This window comes from Janthinobacterium sp. GW460-12-1-14-LB5, from assembly GCF_059423585.1.
The window spans coordinates 1-23,541 of the sequence record NZ_JBWKYD010000006.1 but is presented as its reverse complement, the minus strand read 5'-3'; the positions used below and the strand labels follow the sequence as shown (position 1 = coordinate 23,541).

At 63.9% G+C, this 23,541-nt stretch carries 25 protein-coding genes and 1 riboswitch; of the genes, 6 read left to right on the top strand and 19 right to left on the bottom strand.

Going from position 1 to position 23,541, the window contains the following annotated elements:
- Window positions 1-78 precede the first annotated feature (78 nt).
- From argJ to AC07X6_RS07355, 5 genes are all read left to right on the top strand, one after another.
- The gene (gene argJ, locus AC07X6_RS07375) at window positions 79-1,317 is read left to right on the top strand and encodes a bifunctional glutamate N-acetyltransferase/amino-acid acetyltransferase ArgJ (protein WP_494790534.1); all 1,239 of its coding nucleotides are present in this window, start codon (window positions 79-81) and stop codon (window positions 1,315-1,317) included.
- Window positions 1,314-2,195 (top strand): ATP-binding protein, encoded by an 882-nt coding sequence (locus AC07X6_RS07370; protein ID WP_230541468.1) that lies wholly within the window; start codon window positions 1,314-1,316, stop codon window positions 2,193-2,195. Before argJ ends, AC07X6_RS07370 begins: the two co-directional genes overlap by 4 nt.
- Window positions 2,192-2,611, top strand: a complete 420-nt coding sequence (locus AC07X6_RS07365; RefSeq protein ID WP_494790533.1) for an NUDIX domain-containing protein — start codon at window positions 2,192-2,194, stop codon at window positions 2,609-2,611. Before AC07X6_RS07370 ends, AC07X6_RS07365 begins: the two co-directional genes overlap by 4 nt.
- Window positions 2,612-2,730: 119 nt before the next feature.
- Window positions 2,731-2,940: a FitA-like ribbon-helix-helix domain-containing protein gene (locus AC07X6_RS07360; RefSeq protein WP_494790532.1), complete on the top strand. Its 210-nt coding sequence runs from the start codon at window positions 2,731-2,733 to the stop codon at window positions 2,938-2,940.
- Between the two features lie 6 nt (window positions 2,941-2,946).
- Entirely contained in the window at window positions 2,947-3,366 is a 420-nt protein-coding gene (locus tag AC07X6_RS07355; RefSeq protein ID WP_494790531.1) for a PIN domain-containing protein, read from the top strand.
- Window positions 3,367-3,379: 13 nt separating this feature from the next.
- Here the strand turns inward: AC07X6_RS07355 and yacG are convergent, their stop codons facing one another.
- The 6 genes from yacG to AC07X6_RS07325 all read right to left on the bottom strand — a co-directional run bounded on the left by yacG (window position 3,380) and on the right by AC07X6_RS07325 (window position 8,786).
- Window positions 3,380-3,568, bottom strand: a complete 189-nt coding sequence (gene yacG, locus AC07X6_RS07350; RefSeq protein WP_101483945.1) for a DNA gyrase inhibitor YacG — start codon at window positions 3,566-3,568, stop codon at window positions 3,380-3,382.
- 11 nt (window positions 3,569-3,579) lie between these two features.
- Window positions 3,580-4,335 (bottom strand): cell division protein ZapD, encoded by a 756-nt coding sequence (gene zapD, locus AC07X6_RS07345; RefSeq protein ID WP_230541464.1) that lies wholly within the window; start codon window positions 4,333-4,335, stop codon window positions 3,580-3,582.
- 62 nt (window positions 4,336-4,397) lie between these two features.
- Complete coding sequence (gene coaE / locus AC07X6_RS07340) at window positions 4,398-5,045, bottom strand: dephospho-CoA kinase (RefSeq protein WP_230541463.1); 648 nt, start codon at window positions 5,043-5,045, stop codon at window positions 4,398-4,400.
- Between the two features lie 22 nt (window positions 5,046-5,067).
- The gene (locus AC07X6_RS07335) at window positions 5,068-5,937 is read right to left on the bottom strand and encodes a prepilin peptidase (RefSeq protein WP_494790530.1); all 870 of its coding nucleotides are present in this window, start codon (window positions 5,935-5,937) and stop codon (window positions 5,068-5,070) included.
- A gap of 106 nt (window positions 5,938-6,043) precedes the next feature.
- A complete protein-coding gene (locus tag AC07X6_RS07330) occupies window positions 6,044-7,240 on the bottom strand; it encodes a type II secretion system F family protein (RefSeq protein ID WP_230541461.1) in 1,197 nt (398 codons plus the stop codon).
- Window positions 7,241-7,313: 73 nt separating this feature from the next.
- Window positions 7,314-8,786 carry a DHA2 family efflux MFS transporter permease subunit gene (locus AC07X6_RS07325; RefSeq protein ID WP_474294853.1) on the bottom strand — a complete coding sequence of 491 codons (1,473 nt, stop codon included), beginning with the start codon at window positions 8,784-8,786 and terminating at the stop codon, window positions 7,314-7,316.
- Between the two features lie 206 nt (window positions 8,787-8,992).
- Here AC07X6_RS07325 and AC07X6_RS07320 point away from each other — a divergent pair, with 206 nt between their 5' ends.
- Window positions 8,993-10,138 (top strand): hypothetical protein, encoded by a 1,146-nt coding sequence (locus AC07X6_RS07320; protein ID WP_494790529.1) that lies wholly within the window; start codon window positions 8,993-8,995, stop codon window positions 10,136-10,138.
- Between the two features lie 3 nt (window positions 10,139-10,141).
- Here the strand turns inward: AC07X6_RS07320 and AC07X6_RS07315 are convergent, their stop codons facing one another.
- The 13 genes from AC07X6_RS07315 to cobT form a co-directional block, all read right to left on the bottom strand.
- On the bottom strand, window positions 10,142-11,596 hold the full coding sequence (locus tag AC07X6_RS07315; RefSeq protein ID WP_494790528.1) for a cobyric acid synthase: 1,455 nt from the start codon (window positions 11,594-11,596) through the stop codon (window positions 10,142-10,144).
- Window positions 11,593-12,390 carry an ABC transporter substrate-binding protein gene (locus tag AC07X6_RS07310; protein ID WP_494790527.1) on the bottom strand — a complete coding sequence of 266 codons (798 nt, stop codon included), beginning with the start codon at window positions 12,388-12,390 and terminating at the stop codon, window positions 11,593-11,595. The genes AC07X6_RS07315 and AC07X6_RS07310 overlap by 4 nt, the downstream gene beginning before the upstream one ends.
- Window positions 12,387-13,298, bottom strand: a complete 912-nt coding sequence (locus AC07X6_RS07305) for a cobalamin-binding protein (protein ID WP_494790526.1) — start codon at window positions 13,296-13,298, stop codon at window positions 12,387-12,389. The genes AC07X6_RS07310 and AC07X6_RS07305 overlap by 4 nt, the downstream gene beginning before the upstream one ends.
- Window positions 13,295-14,281 carry a threonine-phosphate decarboxylase CobD gene (gene cobD, locus AC07X6_RS07300; RefSeq protein WP_494790525.1) on the bottom strand — a complete coding sequence of 329 codons (987 nt, stop codon included), beginning with the start codon at window positions 14,279-14,281 and terminating at the stop codon, window positions 13,295-13,297. Before cobD ends, AC07X6_RS07305 begins: the two co-directional genes overlap by 4 nt.
- Window positions 14,274-15,227 (bottom strand): adenosylcobinamide-phosphate synthase CbiB, encoded by a 954-nt coding sequence (gene cbiB / locus AC07X6_RS07295; RefSeq protein ID WP_494790524.1) that lies wholly within the window; start codon window positions 15,225-15,227, stop codon window positions 14,274-14,276. Before cbiB ends, cobD begins: the two co-directional genes overlap by 8 nt.
- Window positions 15,221-15,787, bottom strand: coding sequence for a bifunctional adenosylcobinamide kinase/adenosylcobinamide-phosphate guanylyltransferase (cobU, locus tag AC07X6_RS07290; protein WP_494790523.1), 567 nt, complete (start codon window positions 15,785-15,787; stop codon window positions 15,221-15,223). Before cobU ends, cbiB begins: the two co-directional genes overlap by 7 nt.
- Before the next feature lie 7 nt (window positions 15,788-15,794).
- Window positions 15,795-16,433 (bottom strand): cob(I)yrinic acid a,c-diamide adenosyltransferase, encoded by a 639-nt coding sequence (gene cobO, locus AC07X6_RS07285; RefSeq protein ID WP_230541452.1) that lies wholly within the window; start codon window positions 16,431-16,433, stop codon window positions 15,795-15,797.
- A gap of 1 nt (window position 16,434) precedes the next feature.
- Window positions 16,435-17,202 (bottom strand): ABC transporter ATP-binding protein, encoded by a 768-nt coding sequence (locus AC07X6_RS07280; protein WP_494790522.1) that lies wholly within the window; start codon window positions 17,200-17,202, stop codon window positions 16,435-16,437.
- A gap of 7 nt (window positions 17,203-17,209) precedes the next feature.
- Window positions 17,210-18,235, bottom strand: a complete 1,026-nt coding sequence (locus AC07X6_RS07275) for a FecCD family ABC transporter permease (RefSeq protein WP_494790521.1) — start codon at window positions 18,233-18,235, stop codon at window positions 17,210-17,212.
- 88 nt (window positions 18,236-18,323) lie between these two features.
- Entirely contained in the window at window positions 18,324-20,309 is a 1,986-nt protein-coding gene (locus AC07X6_RS07270; protein WP_494790520.1) for a TonB-dependent receptor domain-containing protein, read from the bottom strand.
- Window positions 20,310-20,319: 10 nt separating this feature from the next.
- A riboswitch (cobalamin riboswitch) is annotated at window positions 20,320-20,561 on the bottom strand.
- A 44-nt stretch (window positions 20,562-20,605) separates the two neighbouring features.
- Complete coding sequence (locus AC07X6_RS07265; RefSeq protein ID WP_494790519.1) at window positions 20,606-21,160, bottom strand: histidine phosphatase family protein; 555 nt, start codon at window positions 21,158-21,160, stop codon at window positions 20,606-20,608.
- A 4-nt stretch (window positions 21,161-21,164) separates the two neighbouring features.
- On the bottom strand, window positions 21,165-21,974 hold the full coding sequence (locus tag AC07X6_RS07260) for an adenosylcobinamide-GDP ribazoletransferase (RefSeq protein ID WP_494790518.1): 810 nt from the start codon (window positions 21,972-21,974) through the stop codon (window positions 21,165-21,167).
- 4 nt (window positions 21,975-21,978) lie between these two features.
- On the bottom strand, window positions 21,979-23,019 hold the full coding sequence (cobT, locus tag AC07X6_RS07255) for a nicotinate-nucleotide--dimethylbenzimidazole phosphoribosyltransferase (protein ID WP_494790517.1): 1,041 nt from the start codon (window positions 23,017-23,019) through the stop codon (window positions 21,979-21,981).
- Window positions 23,020-23,541 lie beyond the last annotated feature (522 nt).

Below are 23,541 nucleotides of genomic sequence, written 5' to 3'. Positions count from 1 at the left end.
ATTCCCTTGCCGCATGCTCACCCGCGCCGCGAAGGCGCTACAATAGCGCTTCCCTTTTCCCACGCAGAAGAAATCACCATGGCCGTCAATTCCCCCAAGCCCGTCGCCGCCGACTTGAAAGCCGTCGCCGGCATTGAAATCGGTGTTGCCGAAGCCGGCATCAAGAAACCCAACCGCAAGGATTTGCTGGTATTGAAACTGGCGCCGACGGCCACCGTGGCCGGCGTGTTCACCCTGAACCGCTTCTGCGCCGCGCCCGTGCAAATCTCGAAAGCCAACCTGGCGGCAGTGACGGCCGGCGCCGCGCCGATCCGCGCGTTGCTGGTCAACACGGGCAACGCGAATGCGGGCACGGGCGAATCGGGCCTGGCCGATGCGCAGGCCAGCTGCGCCGCGCTGGCCGAGCTGCTGGGCTGCACGCCGCAGCAAATCCTGCCGTTTTCCACCGGCGTGATCCTGGAACCCTTGCCCGTGCAGCGCCTGGTGGCCGGCTTGCCGCAAGCCGTGGCCGCGTTGACGCCTGATAACTGGTTTTCGGCCGCGGAAGCCATCATGACCACTGACACGCAGCCGAAAGCGGGCTCGCGCACCGTCACCATCGGCGGCCATGCGGTCACCCTGACGGGCATCAGCAAGGGCGCCGGCATGATCAAGCCGAACATGGCCACCATGCTGGGTTTCCTCGCATTCGACGCCACCGTGGCCCAGCCCGTGCTGGACCAGCTGGTGAAACAGGCGGCCGACAAGTCGTTCAACTGCATCACCATCGACGGCGACACGTCCACGAATGACTCGTTCATGGTGGTGGCCACGGGTGCCGGCAGCCTGGTCATCGATTCCATCGATTCGCCGCACTATGCGGAACTGGCGGCCGCCGTCACCGAACTGTCGACCTTCCTGGCGCAAGCCATCGTGCGCGACGGCGAAGGCGCCACCAAGTTCATGACCGTGACCGTGGAAGACGGCCGCAACGTGGAAGAATGCCGCAAGATCGCCTATTCCATCGCCCATTCGCCTTTGGTGAAAACGGCCTTCTTCGCCTCCGACCCGAACCTGGGCCGCATCCTGGCCGCCATCGGCTATGCGGGCGTGGACGACCTTGACGTGGGTCAATTGAATTTGTACCTGGACGACGTGTGGGTGGCCAAGAACGGCGGCCGCAACCCCGATTACCAGGAGCAGGATGGCCAGCGCGTGATGCAGCAAAGCGAAATCACCATCCGCGTGAAACTGGCGCGCGGCGATGCCACGGCTACCCTGTGGACGTGTGACTTGTCGCATGACTACGTGTCGATCAACGCCGACTACCGCTCATGACCGCCCTCGATCAATTCCTGATCCGCGCCGAGCGGGTACTGGCGCGCCTGGAGTCGATCTTGCCGCCGGCCTTGCCGGCGACCGACTGGAACAGCTTTGCCTTCCGCTGGCGCCGGCGCCAGGGCGCCGCCAGCCATCTGCAGGCGGTGGCCCATGTGTCGAACATCGCGTTGGATGACTTGCACAACATCGGCACGCAAAAGGCGCAGATCGAGCAGAACACGCGCCAGTTCGTCGCCAGCCGTCCGGCCAACAACGTGCTGCTGACGGGCGCGCGCGGCACGGGCAAGTCCTCGCTGATCAAGGCCTGCCTGAACCAGTTCGCCGGCCAGGGCTTGCGCCTGATCGAAGTGGATAAAGCAGATCTTGCCGACTTGCCCGACATCGTCGACCTTGTGGCGGCGCGCCCCGAGCGCTTCATCATCTTTTGCGACGATCTGTCGTTCGAAGAGGGCGAAAGCGGCTACAAGGCGCTGAAAGTGGCGCTCGACGGCAGCATCGCCGCGCAATCGGACAATGTGCTGATCTACGCCACCTCGAACCGCCGTCACCTGATGCCGGAACGCATGTCGGACAACACCAGCTACAAGACGGACGACGATGGCGATTTGCATCCGGGCGAGACGGTGGAAGAGAAAATCTCGCTGTCCGAGCGCTTCGGCCTGTGGCTGTCGTTCTATCCGTTCAAGCAGGATGACTACCTCGATATCGCGGCCCACTGGCTGGCCTCGTTCGGCTGCACGCCGGAGCAGATCGGGCAAGCGCGCGGCGATGCCCTGCGCTGGGCCTTGCAGCGCGGTTCCCGTTCGGGCCGTGTCGCCTGGCAATTTGCGCGCGATTATGCTGGGAAACTACCTGCGGGAAAGTTGCCGCAATGAGCGAAGTGAAAGTGACACCGGTGGACGTCGCCGTCGGCATCCTCATGAAGCCGAACGGCCACGTCCTGCTGGGCCAGCGCCCGGCCGGCAAGCCGTATGATGGCTATTGGGAATTTCCTGGCGGTAAAGTCGAACCGGGTGAAGCCATTTTGGATGCCTTGAAACGCGAGTTTGTCGAGGAGCTGGGTTTATACATCGACAGCGCCGAAGCCTGGTGCGGCGTCGAATATGTGTATCCGCACGCCCATGTGCGCCTGCATTTCTATATCAGCCGCGAATGGCGGGGCGAGCCGCAAAGCCTGGAAGGGCAGGCGTTCGCCTGGCAGGGCACGGTGGGCGTGGAACCTTTGCTGCCCGCCACCATTCCTCTGCTGGAATGGCTCGACGAGGTACGCCGGGAATCGCTGGCTGCCTGAGCATGACTTGCGCCGGTATGCCGCCCCTGTGCTGCGCTGGCGCAAGCCTGTTTCGTCCTTCCCTTGCATCGCCGGTGTTTTGCGCTACAGTGCTCTCATGACGCACTGGGGGAACTCGCATGGCGCTGACCCTGACCTTCACCGATATCGATGAATTGCTGCTCGCGGCGCTGCATAAGCGTGCGCGCGCCCATGGGCGCAGCATCGAGGAAGAGCACCGCGACATCCTGCGCAGCGCCCTGCGGCCGTTGCCGAAGCGGCCGCTCGACGACATCTTGCGCGCCATGCCGGACGTGGGACTCGACACGGATTTCGAACGCCGCTCCTGACGCGCCATGCCCGGCTACCTGCTTGATACGGATGTGATCGTTGCCGCGCGGAAAGGCAGCGCTGCGCCGACGGGCGTGGCCGCCATTTTCGAGCGGATCGCCCCGGAAGAGCGTTACGTGCCGGTGCAAGTGATCGCCGAGTTGCGCGCAGGCATACAGTGCAGCTGGCGGCGCGAAGCGGCGCTGGAAGCACTGGCCCTGGAAGGCTGGCTGGAGGCTGTGCTGGCAGAGTATGCGCCCCGCCTGCTGGAATTCGATCTCGATTGCGCGCTCGTGTGCGCCCGCCTGCATGCTGGCCGCAGCCAAGTGCCGGGCGTGGACAGGCAGATTGCGGCGATGGGCATCGCCTATGGCTTGACGGTGGTCAGTGGACGGCTTGGTAGCTTCTTGACGCAGGGGCTGCGCCTGGAAAATCCGTTTAATTGAAGCTAATTGCGGCTTACTGCGGCTTGTTGTCTTCGTCTGCCAATGGATCTTCGAACGGATCGGCGGCGGGGATCGTGTATTTCTCTTCGGCCCAGGCACCCAGGTCGATCTGCTTGCAGCGTTCCGAGCAGAAGGGGCGGAATTTGTTGGCTTCAGTCCATTCGACTTTGGCGGCACAGGTAGGGCAGTTAACGACGGTCATGGCGATTACAGTTAAAAATTACAGAGCGTGAGCTCGAATGGTACATCGTCTTCCAGCGGCTTGGGTTTCAAGTCGCCGCCCTGGGTGGTGAAGCGCACCCACAGCATATATTTATTGGCGGAAATTTCCGGGATGGCGCCGCTGTTTTCATCCAGGCTCAGGCGCAGCATCTGGTACACCTTGCCTTGCAGCATTTGCTGGTAGCTGCCGCCATTGGCGATCAGTTTCACGGGGCCGCCGGAATCGCGCAGCAGGCGCAAGACGAGGGCCAGCGCATCGAACAGCGGTGCCAGCGGGGCGAACCAGGCGTGGATATCGGCCAGGCGCTGCTCGCAGCTGCGTTTTTGCCAGGCAAAGTAGGACGGCAAGTCGAATTCGCAGGCGCCGCCCGGGATGATGGTGCGGCCGCGGATGCTCATCAGCCATTCATTGTCGCGGATATTCTGGCCCGTCTTGCCTTGCGCCGCCACCAGGGCGCCACTGACGCTGTCGAGTTCACCGAGGATGGCATCGAGGGTTTCCGGTTCTACATTCGGATTGCTGCGGTAGCCCAGCAGGCTCTGGCGCTGGCGCTCGAGTTCCTGCAGCAGGTCGGACTTCAGGTCGGCGCGGCCTGCCACTTCGAGCATGTCGAAAATGGTTGCCAAGGCAACATGGTGCTGCATTGCATGCTCTTGCTGGATGAAGAACTTGAATTTGTCGTACAGGTCTTCCAGCCGCAACAAGGTACGTATGCGTTCGTTGAAAGGGTATTCGTAGACAATCAAAATAATTCCCTTAAGTAAGGACCTGCAAACAATCCCGTGATTTTGAACCAAGCGTCGACAAATTACAAACGTTGCGACCCGATTCCAGCCATTCTTTTTGAAAATGCCAGATATAAATCGTGCAACTGGGCAATCTGCGGCGCCAGGGCAGCCAAATCGCCATTATTGTCGATCACATCGTCCGCTGCCGCCAGGCGCATGGCGCGCGTGGCCTGCGTGGCCATGATGGCCTTGACTTGTTCTTCCGATAAGCCATTGCGCGCCATCACACGCGATATTTGCAAACTTTCCTCGCAATCGATGACCAGCACGCGGTTGACCCGTTCCACCCAACCGCCGGACTCGACTAGCAGGGGCACGGCAAAGATCACATAGCTGCCCGTTGCTGCGGCGGCGGCCTCCAAGGTCGCCTGGCGGATGCGCGGGTGCAGGATGGCTTCCAGTCTGGCCTTGGCGGCGGCGTCGGAAAACACGAGGTTGCGCATTTTGGTGCGGTCGAGGGCGCCGCGCGCGTCCGCATAGTCGGGGCCGAATTCCGCCACCAGGGCTGGCATGGCCGCGCCATGCGGCGCCGTCAGGCTGTGGGCGATCTGGTCGGTATCGACGATGGAGGCGCCGCGCGCGGCAAACAGGTCGGCCACCGTGCTCTTGCCGCAGCCGATGCCGCCGGTGAGTCCGATGCTGAAATAGGGGGCGTTGTGTAATTGCATGTGTGTATCCATAAGGGGCCGGTCAGCCGGTCAGGCCCAGCGTGAGCCGCGACAGGGGCGTGCCGTACAGCAGCGCGATCAGGCCCGCCGCCGCCAGGTAGGGACCGAAGGGAATCGGTTTGTCGCGCCCCCGCTTGGCAAACACGATCAGGCCAATGCCGACCACGGCGCCCACCAGCGACGACAACAATATGATCGTCGGCAACATGGTCCAGCCCAGCCACGCACCTAGCGCCGCCAGCAATTTGAAGTCACCATAGCCCATTCCCTCCTTGCCTGTCGCCAGCTTGAAGGCCCAGTACACGGCCCACAGGGCCAGGTAGCCGGCGGCCGCGCCGATGACGGCGTCCTGCAAGGGCACGAAGGTGCCGTTGATATTGACCAGCAAGCCCGCCCACAGCAGGGGGAAGGTGAGGTCGTCCGGCAGCATTTGCGTATCGGCATCGATGAAGGTCATGGCGATCAGCAGCCAGGCAAATACCAGCGTTGCCAGGCCCGTCCAGCCGCTGCCGAAGTGCCAGATCAAGAGGGCCGACAGCGCGCCCGTCAATAATTCCACCAGCGGGTAACGCGCGGAGATCGGCGCCTTGCAGGCGCTGCATTTGCCACGCAGCAGCAGGTAGCTGAGGACGGGGATGTTTTCCATGGCCGTGATGCGGTGGCCGCAGGCGGTGCAGTTCGAGTGCGGCAGCATCAGGTTGTAGCGGTCCGTGTGCGGCAGGGGCAAGCCGCTTTCCTCCGCCACGTAGTTATCGGAGTCGCGCTGCATCATTTTTGGCACGCGGTGGATCACCACATTCAGAAAACTGCCGACGATCAGGCCGAACAGGGCGGCGACGAGGGCGACGGGAAGATTGCCGGGCGCGGCGAACAGCAGGGTATTTTGCAGCATGGTGAACTTGTCTGAGGGGATGAATGTTGCCGCGCAAACATTGCCTGGCACTGCAGCAGTGTAAAACATCCGCTGGCGCATGGGGACGTTTTGCGTCGACATGTCTTCAAATCACGGCGCCCAGCTTGAAAATCGGCAAATACAAGGCGATCACGAGGGAGCCGACCAGCACGCCCAGCACCACCATCAGCGCCGGCTCCAGCAGCGTGGCAAGGGTGGCCACGGTGGCATCGATATCGGCCTCGATGATATCTGCCGCGCGCGACAGCATGGCGTCGAGCGCGCCCGATTCCTCGCCGATCAGGGCCAGCTGCGTCAGCAGCGGGGGAAATACGCCGCTGTGCTCCATGGCCAGGGCCAGGCTGCCGCCGGCGCGGATTTCCCGTTCGATGCTTGTCGTCGCTTCCTGGTACAGCGCGTGGCCGGCAGCGGCGCCCACCAGGCCGAGCGAATCGAGCAGCGGCACGCCGGCGGCGAACATGGCAGCCAGGGTGCGCGTCCAGCGGGCGATCGCCGCTTTGCGCTGGAGCGGGCCGAACACGGGCAGGCGCAGTGCCCGCAGTTGCGTGTTGCGCCGCCAGGCGGGCCAGCGGCGCCAGGCCAGGTGCAGCAGCACGCAAGCGAGCACGAGCGCCGCCAACAGAGCCAGCCAGTAATGGACCAGGAAGGCGGACGCGCCCATGACGAGCAGGGTAGGCAGCGGCAACGGTGCGCCGAAGCTGTCGAAGACCTGGCGAAAGGCGGGCACGACCACGCTCATGATGATGGCCGTGACGACGATGGCGACGAGCACGATGACCAGCGGATACATCAGCGCGCCGCGCACCTTCCGCCGCAGGGCGATGGCCTTTTCCTGGTGCGTGGCCAGGCGCGCCAGCAAGTCCTGCACGATGCCGGCCTGTTCGCCTGCCGCCAGCAGCTTGCAATACAGCTCGTCAAACAGCAGCGGGAACTGGCGGAACGCCTGCTGCAGGCTGCTGCCCGCTTCGATGTCGTGGCGCAAGTCGCGCATCAGCTCAGTGACGGCCGGTTTGGCGTGGCCCTTGCCGGCGATGTCGAAGGCGTGCAGCAGCGGCACGCCGGCCGCCATCATGGTCGACAGCTGGCGTGTGAACAGGGCGATATCCTTGCGCGTGATGGCCTTGCCCGGCGCGCTGCGCGCAGCCCGCACACGGGTGGCCAGGATGCCCTGGCGGCGTAGCGCGAGCGTCGCCGCGCCGGCATCGGCGGCGCGCAAGACGCCTTCGGCCGCCTTGCCATGGCGATCCGTGCCCTTCCATGCAAAGCGCCGCTCGGCCGCCATGTGCACCTCCTGCCGTCACGGTAGCAGCGTCAGGCAAGAGTACCAGCCGTACTGGCGGCAAGCTTGATGTGGCTCAGTCTTTTGTGGTTTGCACTTCCGTCTGTACAACGGCCTGGGCTTTCACGTCGGCCGCATCGTCCTCGTCGCTGTCCGTGCCCTTGCTGATGCTTTCGCCATCGTCGCGGCGCAGGGTCCAGAAGGTCAGCGAGGACAGCACCGTCAGGGCGGCCAGGGTGAGGAAGGCGTGGTGCAGTGCCGTGCTGAGCATGGCGCGGTCCGACTGCGGCATGTCGCCCAGGTACCAGCCCGTGATCAGCGAACCGAAGGCGAGGCCAAAGCTCATCGACAGTTGCTGCATCGAGCTGGCGATGGTGCTGGCCATGCTGGAATCGGCCTTGTCGACGTCGGCATACGCGATGGTATTCATGCTGGAAAATTGCAGCGAATTGAAAAAGCCCAGGCACAGGCTGATGGCGACGATCACGTACAGGGGAGTGCCCGCGCCCACCTGCGAAAACATGGCGATGGTAATGCCGATCAGCACGGTGTTGACGATCAGCACCTGGCGGTAGCCGAAGCGGGCCAGCACGCGCGCGGAAATGAATTTCATGCCCATGGCGGCGGCGGCCGACGGCATCATCAGCAAGCCCGATTGCCAGGCGGGCAAGCCCAGGCCCAGCTGATACAGCAGCGGCAACAGGAAGGGCAGGCCGCCCACGCCCAGGCGCGTGACGAAGCCGCCCACCACCGAGACGCGGAAAGTGCGGATCTTGAAAAGGGCCAGGCGCAGCAGCGGGTGCAGCACTTCGCTCGAATGCCAGGCATACGCAGCCAGCAGGCTGATGGAAATGAACAGCAGCACGGCAAACGAAGTACCGTCGATGCGGTGTTCGCCGAAGATTTCCAGCAGCCACGACAGCAGCGCGATGCCCGTGCCGAACAGCACCAGGCCGATCAGGTCCAGCGGACGGGGCTTGTCGCCGTAATAGTCGGGCATGTAGCGGTGCGCCAGGTATAGCGCCGCCAGGCCGACAGGCACGTTGACGAAGAAAATCTCGCGCCACGACAGCCAGTGGACGATCAGCCCGCCCACGGTAGGCCCCAGCAGGGGCCCGATCAGGGCGGGGATGATGACGAAATTCATGGCCGCCAGCAATTGTGACTTGGGAAAGGTGCGGATGATGGTGAGCCTGCCCACCGGCATCATCATGGCCGCGCCCACGCCCTGCAGCAGGCGCGCGGCCACCAGCATGGGCGCATTTACGGACAGGCCGCACAGGATGGAGGCGATGGTGAAGATGGCAACGGCGGCGGAAAACACGCGCCGCGTGCCGAAGCGGTCGGCCATCCAGCCGCTGATGGGGATACACACGGCCAGGCTCAGGATATAGCTGGTGACGACGGCCTTCAGGCTCAGCGGCGTCACGTTGAGGCTGGCGGCCATGGCGGGAATGGCGGTATTGACGATGGTGGAGTCGAGTTGCTCCATGAACAGGGCGGTGGCGACCACCCAGGGAAGGTAGCTTTTAATCGGGGAACTGGTCATGGATGCGAGCCTGAGGAGGTAAGACTGAGCCGACAGTACGATGAATTGTCACATAAATGGCGCAGGCTTGCCGCCCGCGCCGTTCATTCTGGCATCGAGTCGGGGGCAGAGTCCATGGAACATTTGTTCCATGGCAATAGATTACTGGCAAGGCTAGCATGTGTTTTCCGGCAGTTCCCGCCCCTTCTTCCCGAAAGTCATGCCATATGAAAAATGCACTTACCTTCCTTGCCCTGAGCGCCGCCCTGTCCGCCTGCGGTGGCGGCGGCAATCACGCTGCGCCGGAAGCGCCAGTCACGCCGCCCGTCGTGGTCACGCCCGTCGCCGATCCCGTGACGATCGCCTCGCAAGCGGTCGCGGCCCAGGCTGGCCTGGCCGTGATCGCCGGCGCCAATGCGGACGAGACGGTGTATGACGTGGCGGCCGATATCGGGGACACGTGGCGCATCACGTTCGACAGCGCGAAGAAAACCTACGCCATCCGCGTGCTGTCGACGCAATTCGGCTTGAGCGACCGCAGCGGCACGTTTACCGCGTCCACCAGCGGCAATCTCACCACCTATACGGCAACGGATTTCAGCGTCACCGTCGATGCGCGCACGCGCCTGCTGACAGGGACGGTGAAGCTGGGCAGCATGAATTCCAACGTCAGCGGCAGTGGCTATACCGCCACCGACGTGGCCAAGCTGGCCGGCAGCTATATCTTCCTGGGCGCCATGCGCAATGCCTCGAATGGTGGCGACCGCTTCAATCCGAAGGGCAGCCTCAAGGTGGCGGCCGATGGCAGCGCGCAACTGTGCAATGGCGGCGTGTTCAATGCGCAAGGCGTGTGCTCCGCGGTATCGCCGCAGCTGGAAGCGGAAAACGCCAGCCTGACCCTGGTCAAGGATGCAAAGAACGGTTTGCTCGTCGCCCGCCAGGGCCAGCAGGATTTCGGCATTGTCCACGTGCATGCCGGCGACCGGGGGCTGGCGCTGTTCATTGACCGCTACAGCCGCAACCAGCAGAACGTGCTGCGCGTGGGCACCATCGTCGCCGCCAAACAACAGAAGATCGGCACTGAAATCGCCGGCAGCTACGCCTGCTCGGCACCGGGCATCAGCGCGAAGATCGAGATTGCCGGCAGCACCGCCACCCTGACGAATAACACGAGCGGCAAGACGCATGCGGAAACCATCACCGTCAACAAGCTGGGCCTGGGCGCGCAGGCCGTCGATTTCGATGGCATCGCCGTGTTCAAGGACCCGGCCGACGTGCCGGCAGATTACTCGATGTTCATGCCGGTGTCGTCGAGCATGGCGGTCGAGTTCTCGACCGACCGCACGTACATGGGCACGTGCCTGAAAAAGTAATCGCTAGCGTTTGAGGTGATCCAGGGCGGCCAGCAGCGGAATGGCCGCATCGGCGATGCGCTCCAGGCTGGCCTCGCGCAGGGCGGCGGTGTCCACCGTGTGGCCGGAGTCCAGCCCCGCCCAGCGCAGCAGCGCCGCACACGCGGCGGGCGTGTCGAACATGCCGTGCAAATAGCTGCCGAGGATTTGCCCGTCGCCCGATACGGCCCCTTCCGGGCGCCCGTCGATGACGAAGGCCGGCTGCGCCAGCGCCGCGCCATGCGAGACGCCCATGTGGATTTCATAGCCTGCCACCGGCGCATCGGCCGCGCCGGCAAACGCGCATTGGCCGCGCACTTGTTCCAGGCGCTTGTCGCTTGTTAATTCCGTCACCAGGTCGAGCAGGCCCAGTGCCTTTGATTCTCCCGCCGCGCCTTCCACGCCCAGCGGATCGCGCACGCTCTGCCCCAGCATCTGGAAGCCGCCGCAGATGCCGAGCACCTTGCCGCCATAGCGCAGGTGTCTGGCCAGGTAGGCGGGCCAGCCTTGCTGCTGCAGCCAGGCCAGGTCGCCGCGCGTGTTCTTGCTGCCTGGCAGGATCACCAGGTCGGCCGGCGGAATCGGCTGGTCCTGTTTGATGAATTGCAGGTCGATGCCGGGGTGGGCGCGCAGCGCGTCGACATCCGTGTGGTTGCTGATGCGCGGCAGTTGCGGCACCACCACCTTGAAGGCGCCGCGTTCGGCCTGCGTCGCTTCGACGGCGTCTTCCGCGTCGAGGAACAGGCCTTGCAGATAGGGCAGCACGGCCAGCACGGGCTTGCCCGTCTGCTGTTCCAGCCAGTCGATGCCGGGCGTGAGCAGCGAGATGTCGCCGCGGAAGCGGTTGATGACGAAGCCGAGGATGCGCGCCCGCTCGCTGTCGGACAAACACGCCAGGGTGCCGATGATGTGCGCGAAGACGCCGCCCCGGTCGATGTCGGCCACCAGGATCACGGGGCAGTCGACGGCTTCGGCAAAGCCCATGTTGGCGATGTCGCGCGCGCGCAGGTTGACTTCGGCGGGGCTGCCCGCGCCTTCGACGATGACGGCGTCGTATTGCTGGCGCAGCCGCGTAAAGGACTCCAGCACGGCGCCCATGGCGATGGTTTTATATTGCTGGTAGTCGCGCGCATCCATCTCGGCGCGCACCTTGCCGTGGATGATCACTTGCGCGCCCGTGTTCGACGAGGGTTTCAAGAGCACCGGATTCATGTCCGTGTGCGGCGCGATGCCGCAGGCCTGCGCTTGCAAGGCCTGGGCGCGGCCGATCTCGCCGCCGTCGCTCGTCACTGCGCTATTCAAGGCCATGTTTTGCGGCTTGAACGGCACCACCGTCACGCCACCGCGCTTCAACAACCGGCACAGGGCCGCGACGACGGTGCTCTTGCCCGCGTCGGACGTCGTGCCCTGCACCATCAGGACGGGGAAGGGGGTATTCATGGCTGGCGCTCCTGCCATTGCGCAATGATGTCGCTGATCTGGCGCAGCCCTTCGGTAATCGCCGCCGGGCCGGGCGACAGGATATCGGGCGACTTGATCTCGAACAGCATCTGGTTTTTCACGGCGGGAATCGCATCCCAGCCCGGGCGCGCCGCCAGCTGCGCCGGCTGGAACTTCTTGCCGCACCAGCTGGCGAGGATGATGTCGGGCGCGCGTACGACCACGTCGTGGGAATCGGCGATGATGCGCTCCTTCGCGCCGGGCTGCACGGACAATTCCGGGAAGGCGTCCGTGCCGCCGGCGATGTCGATCAGTTCCGCCGCCCAGCCGATACCGCTCATCAGGGGATCGTTCCACTCTTCAAAATAAATCACGGGCTTGCGCGTCCAGGCGGCGGCCCGGGCCCGGGCGGCGGCGATGTCCGCGCGCAGGCTGGCGATCAGCAATTTTCCCGCTTCCTCGCGCCGCACCAGCGCGGCCAGCACGCCGATCATGCGCAGGATGCCGTCCACCGTGCGCTGGTTGAACTGGTGTACTTCGATGCCGGCCTTGACCAGGTCGCGGCAGATATCGGCCTGCATGTCGCAAAAGCCGATCACGAGGTCGGGTTCCACTGCCAGGATGCGTTCCAGGTTCGTGGATGAAAAACCGCTGATCCTGGTTTTTTCCTCGCGCGCCCGTGGTGGGCGCACGGTAAAGCCAGAGATCCCCGCGATGACGTCTTCGGCGCCCAGCGCATACAGCGTCTCCACGGCTTCCGTCGACAGGCAGGCGATGCGCTGGTAGTGACTCACGGTGCCGCCTTGGCTGCGGGAGCGCTGCGGCGCTGGCGGGCCACTTCCAGCTGCTCGCACATGGCGGCCGTGCCTTCGATCATGCGCGGGCCAGCGCGGTTCAGCAGGTCGCCATTCAGGCGGAACAGGTTATTCTTGCGCACGGCCGTCATCGACGGGAAGGCGCGCCACATGGCCAGGCCGCCTTCGCTGCGCGCATCGCTTTTTTCGCTGGTGCCGAAGATGACTTCCGGGTCTTCCTGCAGCACGCCTTCCGGCGTGACGACGGGCGCCACCACCTTCATCGCGGCAAAGACATTTTGCGCGCCGCACACGCGCATGGAGTCGCTGATGATGCTCGCGCCGCTCAAGGTATATAGAGGCTTGTCCCACACCTGATAAAACACGCGCACGGGCGGGCGCTGCGCGTATTGCGCCGTCAAGCTGGCCAGCTTGGCGCGCAGCTGGGCGGCGGCCGGCTTGGCGGTTTTTTCCGTGCCCATCAGCTGGCCCAGGCGTTCCATGCTGTCGGGGATGTCAGCCAGCTTGCGCGGTTCGCTGTGATAGATCGGCACCTTCAGCTGGCGCAGCATGGCGATCTGGCGCTCGGCGCTGCCATGCATCCACACGACGATCAGGTCCGGCTTCAGGGCGATGATGCGCTCCATGTCGTACTGGCGGTTGTCGCCCACTTGCGTGATTTTCTTGGCCGCCTCCGGATAGTCGCTGTAGCTGACGACGCCGGCGATCTTGTCGCCGCCGCCGGCCGCGAACAGCAGTTCCGTCACGTGCGGCGCCAGCGCCAGGATGCGCTGCGCCGGTTTTGCCACGGTGACGGTATTGCCGTCGTCGTCGCGCACGCTGATGGCGGCGTGTGTTTGCAGCGAGACCAGTCCGACCAGCAGCAGTGCGGTTTTCAAGTGGTTCATGTGTGCTTCCATGTGGTGAGGGCCTGCTGCAGGCGCAGCCAGGCATGTTCGTCGGGGGGCAGGCCCAGGCGGATGCCGTGGGCAGCGTGGCGGAACAGGCGCACCCAGATGCCCGATTCTGCCATATGGCGCCAGAGCGCCTCGGCGCGTGCTTCCGGCCACCATTGAAACAGCGCCGTGCCGTTGCTGGCGATGCCGTGTGCGGCCAGCAGCTGGTGCAGGCGGGTGCCTTCACCGCGCAGGCGCTCGCGCATCGTGTGCTGCCAATGCGTGTCGGTGAGGGCGGCCAGCGCCACTTGCTGTGCCGGGCCGCTGACGGTCCACGGACCCAGCATGTCGGCCAGCTGCGTCAGCAGCGCGGGATGGGCGGCGACAAAGCCCAGGCGCAGGCCCGCCAGGCCAAAGAATTTGCCCACCGAGCGCAGCACGATCAAACCAGGCTGGCCCGAGTGCGGGCCCAGGCTGGCCTGCGCTTCCGTGTCGCCAAACGCTTCATCGACCACCAGCCAGCCGCCGCGCGCGGCCAGCTTGCCGGCCCACTCCAGCAGCTGTTCCGGTGCGATGCGCTCACCCGTGGGATTGTTCGGATTGCAGACGACCAGCACGTCGCAGCTGTCCACGGCGGCGGCCAGCTGCGCATACGGCACTTGCCGCAATTGGTGGCCGTGCTGGCCCCAGTGGTGCGCGTGTTCCGCATACGAGGGCGCGGCCACCACCACGCGTGACGGTGGCCGCAGCCGGGGCAGGGCCTGGATGGCGGCTTGCGTGCCCGCCACGGGCAGCATGGCCGGTGCGTCGTAATACGCGCAGGCGGTGGCCGCCAGCGCGGGATCGGCCTCCGGCAGCCGGTGCCAGGCGTTGGCGTCGGGTGCTGGCGCTGGATACCAGTGCGGGTTGATGCCGGTCGACAGGTCGATCCAGTCGGCGATTGGCCGTCCATACTCGTGCGCGGCGTCGCGCAGATTGCCGCCATGTTCAAGCAAGATAGGTCTCCCGAAGGCAGGACAGGCCAGCCAGCAGCGCCACCCAGATCAGCCACAGCACGGCCGTTTCGGCCACCAGGCGCCAGGCGCGGTCGATGTCGCGCGCTTCGGCGGGACGGCCGCGGCCCAGCGGCGGGCGGCGCTCCAGCGCGCCGTCGTAGATGGCGTCGCCACCCAAGGCCAGGCCGAGGGCGCCGGCGCCGCTGGCCATCACGGGGCCCGCGTTCGGACTGCCCCAGTTGGGCGCCTGCGTGCGCCAGCATTGCCAGGCGCGCTGTTTGTCCGCCATGCTCTTGCCCAGCAAGACATACGACAGGGCCGTCAGGCGCGCCGGCAGGTAATTCAATATGTCGTCGATGCGCGCGGCGCAGCAGCCGAACCAGTCGTAGCGCGCATTGCGGTAGCCCCACATGGCGTCGAGGGTATTCGCCAGCCGGAATAGTACGGCGCCGGGGCCGCCCGCCACGGCAAACCAGAACAGGGTGCCGAAGACGGCGTCGTTGCCGTTTTCCAGCAAGGACTCCGTGCTGGCCTTGGCCAGGCTGGCCGCGTCGGCGTTGGCCGTGTCGCGGCTGACGATGCGCGCCGTCAGCAGGCGCGCGTTGTCCAGGTCATCGATGGCCAGGGCGTCGGCAATCGGCTGGTTGTGGTCGCGCAGGCTGCGCAATCCCAGGCACAGATACAGCAGGAAGACGTGCAGCGCCGCGCCGGCCAGGCCGCACAGCCACCAGGCGGCATAGCTGATGGGCAGCACGGCCAGCGACCAGGCCAGCGCGCCGCGCAGGAAACGCCCACGGCTCCGGTTCAGCAGGCGCTCCAGCGCGCTGGCGAGGCGGCCAAAGCCCACCAGCGGATGCCAGCGGTGCGTTTCTCCCAGCAGCATGTCGAGCAGCACGCCCGCCGCCATCAAGGCGGCCAGCATAGGCAGCGACAGGCCGCTCAGCATGGGCCGCCTTTCAGGTACAGCGGCAGGCCGGCGGCGACAAAGACAGCCTTGTCGCACACGGCGGCCACGGCCTGGTTCAAGCGGCCCGCTTCATCGGTGAAGCAGCGCGAGATGGCGCCATACGGCACGATGCCCATGCCCACTTCGTTCGAGACGAGAACGAGGTCGCAATCGGTATCGCCGATTTCGGCCAGCGCGTACAGCAGGTGCGCGCGCTCGCTGTGGAACAGTTCGGGCAAGGCGATGTCGCCCACGTCCGGATACGTCTCGCCGCTGGAAAACATCAGATTCGTCAGCCACAGGGTCAGGCAGTCGACCAGCAGCAGCCGGCCGGGCCGTGCTTCCCGCAGGATGGCGTCGCCCAGGCGCAGCGGTTCTTCCAGTGTCGCCCACCCGGCTGGACGCTGCGCACGGTGATGCGTGATGCGCGTGGCCATTTCGCCATCGCCCGCTTGCGCGGTGGCGAGGTAGAGTACTTCCCTGCCGGACTCGCGGGCCAGCGTTTCCGCATGGGCGCTCTTGCCGGAACGGGCGCCGCCGAAGACCAGGGTGCGCGTCATGGCGCTGTTACCACTCGGTGCCGATTTGTGCGCCGATGCCGGCCGCATAGGCATGCTTGACGACGGCCATTTCCGTGACGGTGTCGGCGATGGCGATCAATTCATCCGGCGCGCCGCGGCCCGTGATGACCACGTGCTGCATGGCCGGGCGATCGAGCAGATCGGCGATGACCTTGTGCACGTCGAGGTAGTTGTACTTGAGGGCGATATTGAGTTCGTCGAACAGCACCAGGCCATAGCTTGGGTCGGCCAGGAAGGTCTTCGCCTGCTCCCATGCCAGTTCGGCTTTTTCGATGTCGCGTTCGCGGTTTTGCGTTTCCCAGGTATAGCCTTCGCCCATCGCATGAAAACTGATTTCGTCGGGGAAGCGGCGCAGGAATTTCTCTTCGCCCGTCGACATGGCGCCCTTGATGAACTGCACCACGCCTACCTTCATGCCGTGGCCCATGGCGCGGATGGCCATGCCGAAGCCGCTCGAACTCTTGCCCTTGCCGTTGCCCGTGTTGACGATGATGATGCCGATTTCCTTGTCCGCCTTGGCGATGGCCGCGTCGATGATGGCCTTTTTTCTCTCCATGCGCACGCGGTGGCGTTCGTTGATGGCAGCGGTATTGGCAGCGGTGTCCGCGTTGATGTTGTCGTTCATGTCAGTCCTCTTTCGGTATGAATATCTTGCGTTTGCCGTGATCGATGATCTCTATAGGGTGGCCCAGGTAGTCGCCCAGGATGGAGGCCTGCATCACCTCGGCAACGGGGCCGGCCAGCCAGCCGCCATCGCCCATCAGCAGCAGCGCATGGGTCGAGACGCTGTGTGCCAGGTTCAGGTCATGCCCTACCATCACTACGGTTTTTTTCTGTTCGCGGCACAGCCTGGCCAGCAGGCCCATGACGCTGACCTGGTGCGCCAGGTCCAGCGCGTTGGCCGGCTCGTCCAGCAGCAGCAAGGGCGTATCCTGCGCCAGCATGGCGGCGATCGCCACGCGCTGGCGTTCGCCGCCGGACAGGCTGCGCACGTCGCGCTCGGCCAGGTGGTCCACTTCCATCGAGGCCAGCGCCGCCAGGGCGATGCGCTGGTCGTCGCTGCCTTCCCAGTAATGGTTGTCGTGATACGGATGGCGCGCCGACAGCACCGTTTCGATGACGCGGTACGAGAACGCGTCGTGGCGCGCCTGCGCGAGAAAGGCCCGTTCGCGCGCCAGTGCTTCCAGTGGCCAGTCGACCAGGGCGCGGCCCTGTATCGTCACGTGGCCGGCATCCGGTTCGCGCAAGCCGGCCAGGGTGCGCAGCAAGGTGCTCTTGCCTGCGCCGTTGCGGCCGATGATGCTCCAGCATTCCCCATCCCTGATTTGCCAGGTGAGGTTTTCCACGAGGGAGCGCGTGCCTGCCTTCAGGCCCAGTTGGTAGGTGCGTATCATATTGGCATCATCCGCGGCGCAATCGGTGTAACTGGTACAGGAAGACGGGCGCGCCTATCATGGCCGTGACCACGCCGACGGGCAGCTGTAATGGCGCCAGCACGGTGCGCGCAAGCGTGTCGGCCAGGACGAGAAAGGTGCCGCCGGCCAGCGCGGCGGCGGGAATCAGCAGGCGGTGGTCGGGGCCGCAGGCAAAGCGCAGCGCGTGCGGCACGATCAGGCCGACGAAGCCCACGCTGCCGGCGCTGGTGACGGCGCTGGCCGTGAGCAGGCCGGAACAGAAAAACAGTCCCTTGCGCAGGGCGCCCACGCGCACGCCCAGGGTGCTGGCAGCTTCCGCGTGCAGGGCCATGACGTTCAGCGAGCGCGCGCAGCGCAAGGCGAAGGCCATGGCCCCGGCCAAAACCAGCCAGGGCATCAGCCGCGTGGGCGCGCCGGACAGGTCGCCGATCATCCAGAACACCATGCTGCGCAAGCGGCTTTCCGGGGCGATGGACAGCATCAGGGTGACGATGGCCATGCAGGCGGAGGCCAGGATCACGCCCGTCAGCAGCAACAGCGAGGCGCCGCCTTCGGCCGCCGTGCCGCCGCGCAGGTCACGCCGGGCAAAGAAATACAGCAGCATGGACACGCCGACGGCGCCGGCAAAGGCGGCGGCATCGACCACCCACAGCGCGCACATGAACAGCAGCGCGGCCAGCGCGCCGACGGAAGCGCCGGCGGAAATGCCCAGCACGTACGGGTCGGCCAGGGGATTGCGCAGTAGCGCCTGCATCATCAGGCCGGCCAGCGACAGCGCCGCACCGGTGACAAACGCGGTCAGCGCACGGCCCAGGCGCAGGTCCAGCAGGGTGGCGGCGAGGGTGTCGGTCTTGCCCTGCACGACGTGGAACAGGGCGGAAGGCAGGTCGGCGAGCGGAATTGCGATCGAACCGATCATGCCGGAGAAAATCAGGCTGGCAATTGCGCACACGATCAGCACCGTGAGGATCACGGTGGCGCGGTGGCGCATATTGCGGAAAAATGGGTGCATGTACTGCCTTAAAAACGGGGACTGCAGAACTGCATCTGCGGGCGATGGCGGCATGCCATCGCCCGCAGCTTACATCATTACATCATGCTTATTTCATGCCGTAGCGTACGCCAACGAAGAGGTTCGAGCCTGGCGTTGCATAGAAACGGCTCAGTTCATAGTCCTTGTTGGTGATGTTGTTCCAGCGTGCCAGCACCGACCAGTCACGTGCGAACTGGTAGGTGGTGTACAGGTTCAGCAAGCCATAGCCACCGAGGGTGGTCGTGTTGGCGGGATCTGCAAAACGTTTGCCCGACAACTGCCATTCCGTACCGGCGGTCAGAGGACCGGTTGTGTAATCGACAGCGAAATTGGCGTGCTTTTTCGCGCGGAGTGGCAGTTGCTTGTCGAGCGATTCATTGCGCGGATCTTGCAGATCGAGATTGCCACTGACGTTGAAGGCGCCGAACTTATGCGCGCCAGCCAGCGTCAGGCCTTTGAGCAATGCTTTGTCGACATTCATGCTGCAGCCTTCGCCTGGTGTCCAGCCTATCACCGTGCAAGGCCATACGTAGACAAGCATGTCGGTAATTTTGTTGTGGTAGTAGGTTGCGCTCAGTTGCGATTGGCCGTCGTTGTATTGCAAGCCAACTTCAGCATTGCGGCCTTTTTCCGGTTTGTTCGTCGGAATGCCGTAATCGGGGTAGTACAGATCGTTGAAGGTCGGTGCGCGGAAACTGGTGCCATAGCTGGCGTTGGCGCGCAAGGCGTTGCTGAAACGGTAGCCATAGGCGACGCTACCTGTGTTGTGCGTACCAAACGCCGAGCTGTCGTCGCGACGGCCGCTGATGCTGGCCAGGTGGGCGCCGCGCACCAGGTTGTACGACGCTGCAAACGATTTGGTATTGCGTCCGCGGGACAGGCCTTTCTTGGAGCTCACGACATCTTCGTCACGGTACTCACCCAGCAGTTGCAGGGTGTCGCGGCCGATGAGAATATCGTTTTGCCAACTGATGTCGCTTTGCTTGGTGTCGAACTGGCTTCTGCCAAAGGCGTCGTTGGCGGAAACTGAGGTCAGTTTGTCGTTCGATTCTGCGTAGCGCAGCTCGCTGGTCCAGTTCGGCAAGAACTGGTTTTTCGTGAAGACCGAAATGCTTTCCTGCTTATTGTAGTTGCGCGCGTCGAAGTTCAAGCCCGCATCGTATTGTGCGTCCAGTTTGCTGTTCAGGAAAACCAGGCCGACTTCATGGCCCTTGGCCATCTGGTAGCCCAACTGGCCGCTGACGCTTTCCTTGTCGTAGCCGTCTTTGTCCGGATTGTAGGTGTATGACGAAGCGCCCAGCTTGGAGGCGGAATAGCCATCCGATTTTTCCTTGCCCGCAGTCAGCGCGTAGCTGAAACTGTTGTTGCCACCGGTAGAGCCGGCAACGCTTGCTTCTACCTGGCGGGTGTTGTCGCGGCCGTAGCCGGCGAAGGCGGAAAAGCGCGTCGCGCCGTCGCCTTTCTTGGTAAAGATCTGGATCACGCCCCCGACGGCATCGGCGCCATACATGGTGCTCAGTGGGCCGTAGACGATCTCAACGTGGTCGATGCTCGACAGGGGCAGGGCGCTCCAGTTGGCAGTGCCCAATGTGGCGGAGCCAATGCGCACGCCATCGACCAGCACGATATTCTGGTTGCTGTTCGCACCGCGGATGAAGACGCTCGAATCGGTGCCTGGGCCGCCATAGCGATTGACTTCAATGCCGCGCTGCTTTTGCAGCAGGTCAATCAGCGTACCGGCGCCGGAACGCGCGATGTCTTCCGAGCTGATGGTCTGCGTATCGCTCAAGACCTCGCTCAGGTGCTGTGGGTAGCGGTTGGCGGTGACGACGATGGGGTCGAAGGTATCTGGCGTGGCTTGGGCGAAAGCGGCAGGCGCGGCAATGGCTAGCGCGAGCGACGTGAGGGCCGCGTGGCGGGAAACAGCATGGGTCATGATAATTTTCAGTAAGTAATATGCAACCAGCCGACGTCCCCGTAGGCCAGATTGAACAGAAGTGGGAACTGAAGATGACGATCGAAGATGGCCATGGGCCATTCGGATCGCGAACATCCCCGTTCGCACACTTCCACCTGTCCTGGCCGGTATCCGGGCTGGCAAGTACGGCCATCCCACCTTCCCATGCTCGATGATTGCAAGCACAGTGGTTGTCAGAGATAGCTTGTCACCCGTTTCCTGTGGGGAGGGGCGACACTTGCTTACCGTTGCGGGGGCAGCACACGTTCGCCGCGAGCGCGGCATCGTGTTTCCCGTTTAACTGCGCTCATGGACATGAGCGCGGGCACCAAAACCCCGCCATTATACGTGCAGCAGGCGTGGACTGAAATGGCCGGCTGGACGATTCGATATCAGAAATCGACGACGACCGTCGCACCGTAGGCGATTTTATGGACGGAACGGGCGGCCAGCAGGGCCGTTTCCTCCAATGGCAGCCGGGCTTGCAGTGCCGACAGCAGGCGGATGGTACCCGCATGGCAGATGATGACGGCAGTTTCGTGTTGTTCGCGCAACAGATCGCCTAAAAACGCATCGACGCGGGCGGCCATCGCCAGCACATTCTCGCCGCCGCCGGGGCGATACCAGGCCAGATCGGCGGCCCAGGCATCGATGTCCGCGCGCGCAATCGCGTGCCAGGGCTGCATTTCCCATGTGCCGAAATCCATTTCGGCCAGCCGGGCATCAAAGTGTAATTCGCTCTCGGGCAGATCCTGCGCCAGGGCAGTCGCCAGGCTGGCGCAGCGGCGCAACGGGCTGGCATACAGCGGCACGCCGGCTGGCAGCGTTGCTTGCAGGCTGGCGCGCGCTGCGGCCATTTCGTGCGGCGCCACCGCCACATCGCTGCGGCCATAGCATGTGCCGCTGGTGACTTGCGGCGCGGGGTGGCGGACGAGGATCAGGCGCATGGTGTTAGTAGAAGAAGCGTGTTGGCGGCTGAAAGCTGGAAAGGATGGCCATGTAAATTGCCACTTCCGCCACCTGCTGCACGGCGCCCAGGCAGTCGCCCGTGTAGCCTTGCAGGCGGCGCTGGCATTTGCGGCCCAGCCAGAGTGCGGCAGCTGCCGCCGCCACGATGGCAAAGGCCAGCGCGCCCCAGTCGACTATCCCCAGCAGGCCGTAGGCGATGGCTGGCAGCAGGGCGCAAAGGGAGGCGATGAGGAATTCACCCGTGCGCATTTCCTGTACCATGGGCTTGGACTTGCCTTCGTCGCGCGCATAGTCCATGACCCAGATCAGCGAGACGGCGGCCAGGCGAGACAAAGGATGGGCGATGAATAATGTCGCCACCACCGTGGCAGGTGGCAGCGAAGCGAGCGTTGTGCATTTGATGGCCAGCAGGCAGACGATGCCGATGGCGCCATACGCGCCGATGCGCGAATCCTTCATAATTTCCAGTACCCGCTCGCGCGTCAGTCCACCGCCAAAGCCATCGCACATGTCGGCGAAACCGTCTTCATGGAAAGCGCCCGTCAGGTAGATGCCGGCGGCGGCGGCCAGCAGCACGGCCACCGTCGAAGGCAGGAGCCAGCTGGCCAGCAGATACACGGCGCCGGAAATGGCCGCCACCACCACGCCGACCAGTGGAAAGTAGCGCGAGGCGTGCTGCAGCCAGGCCGGCTCGAAACCCACCCAGCGCGGGATCGGCAGGCGCGTGAAGAACTGCAGCGCGATGAAGAAGAGGCGGCACTGGTGGACTGCGGCGGAAACGGGGTTGGTCATGGTCTTAGTCAGGCGTGGATTTTTCGCTGACCTGGGCCGAGGCGAAGGTCGCCATCTCGCGCATGAAGTTGACGGCTGCGTGCAGCAGCGGCAAGGCCAGCGCCGAACCCGTGCCTTCGCCGAGGCGCAAATCGAGGTGCAGCAGTGGGCGCGCTCCCAGGCTGGCCAGCAACTGGCGATGGCCGTTTTCATCGGAACAGTGCGAAAACACGCAGTAGTCGAGGATGGCGGGCTGCAAGCGGGCCGCCACCAGCAGGGCGCTGCTGACGATGAAACCGTCGATCAGCAGGATCATGCGCCTTTCGGCGGCTTTCAGCATGGCGCCGGCCATCATGGCGATTTCGAAGCCGCCGAAGGTGGCCAGCACGTCGAGCGGCTCATGGACTGCCGCATGATGGGCGACAGCCGCTTCGATCACCCGCTGCTTGTGCAATATGCCTTCCTTGGACAGGCCGGTGCCGGCGCCCACGCAGTCGGCGACCGGTGTTTGGGTCAGCTTATGCATCAGTGCAGCGGCGGCCGTGGTATTGCCGATACCCATTTCGCCAAAGCCCAGCACATTGCCATCCAGGGTGGCGGCCAGGTCCATGCCCGCTTGCATGGCGGCCAGGCATTGTTCCTGGCTCATGGCGGGTTCGTTGGCAAAGTTGCGGGTGCCGGGACCCTGCTTGCGGTCGAGCAAGCCGTCGCGCGGGCCGAAATCGTGGTTCACGCCAGCGTCTAGTATATATAAGGCGCAATCGTTCTGGCGGGCAAAGACATTGATGGCGGCGCCGTTACCGAGGAAATTTTCTACCATTTGCCAGGTCACGCTTTGCGGATAAGCAGAAATGCCTTCCGCGACGACGCCATGGTCGGCCGCGAAAACGATGATGGCCGGCTGGTGCAATGCCAGTTGCGTGCTTTGCTGGATCAGGCCGATCTGGCGTGCCAGGGTTTCCAGTAGCCCCAGGCTGCCCAGCGGCTTGGTCTTGCTATTGATGGCATGTTCGAGGACGTTGGCCAGTGCGGGATTGGCGGTTGGGGCGATGTGTGGGATAGGCATGGGAGTCAAGGTAGATGCGGCAGGATATTGTCTGTACTACGATATCACACAGCAATATTTGCCCAGCTGCAAATTAGCCCTTGCGGCGCACACAGGGCAGGGCTATAATTCGCCCCCTCGCTGAACGACGCATGCAAATGCAGCGTAAAGTGAGAAAAAAGAAGGAGTTGACGATTGTGCTGAAATGCTTCATACTCTTCCTTCTTCGCAGCTGACAAACACAACGCTTTGTCGATAGCGCGAAAGCAGTAACCGAATACAGTTCTTTAACAATTAACAGTCGATAAGTGTGGACATTTGATGTAGTGCAGCAGCGATCTTCGGATTGCTGTAATACTTAAAATATATCAAATGTTCACAAGAAATAATGAAATAGACGCTACGAAAGTAGTGGCCTGTCAGTTTTTTGAGTGAGCGACCCGTCGCAAGACGGTGCCAATAAAATGGCAAAGTAACAGAGATTAAACTGAAGAGTTTGATCCTGGCTCAGATTGAACGCTGGCGGCATGCCTTACACATGCA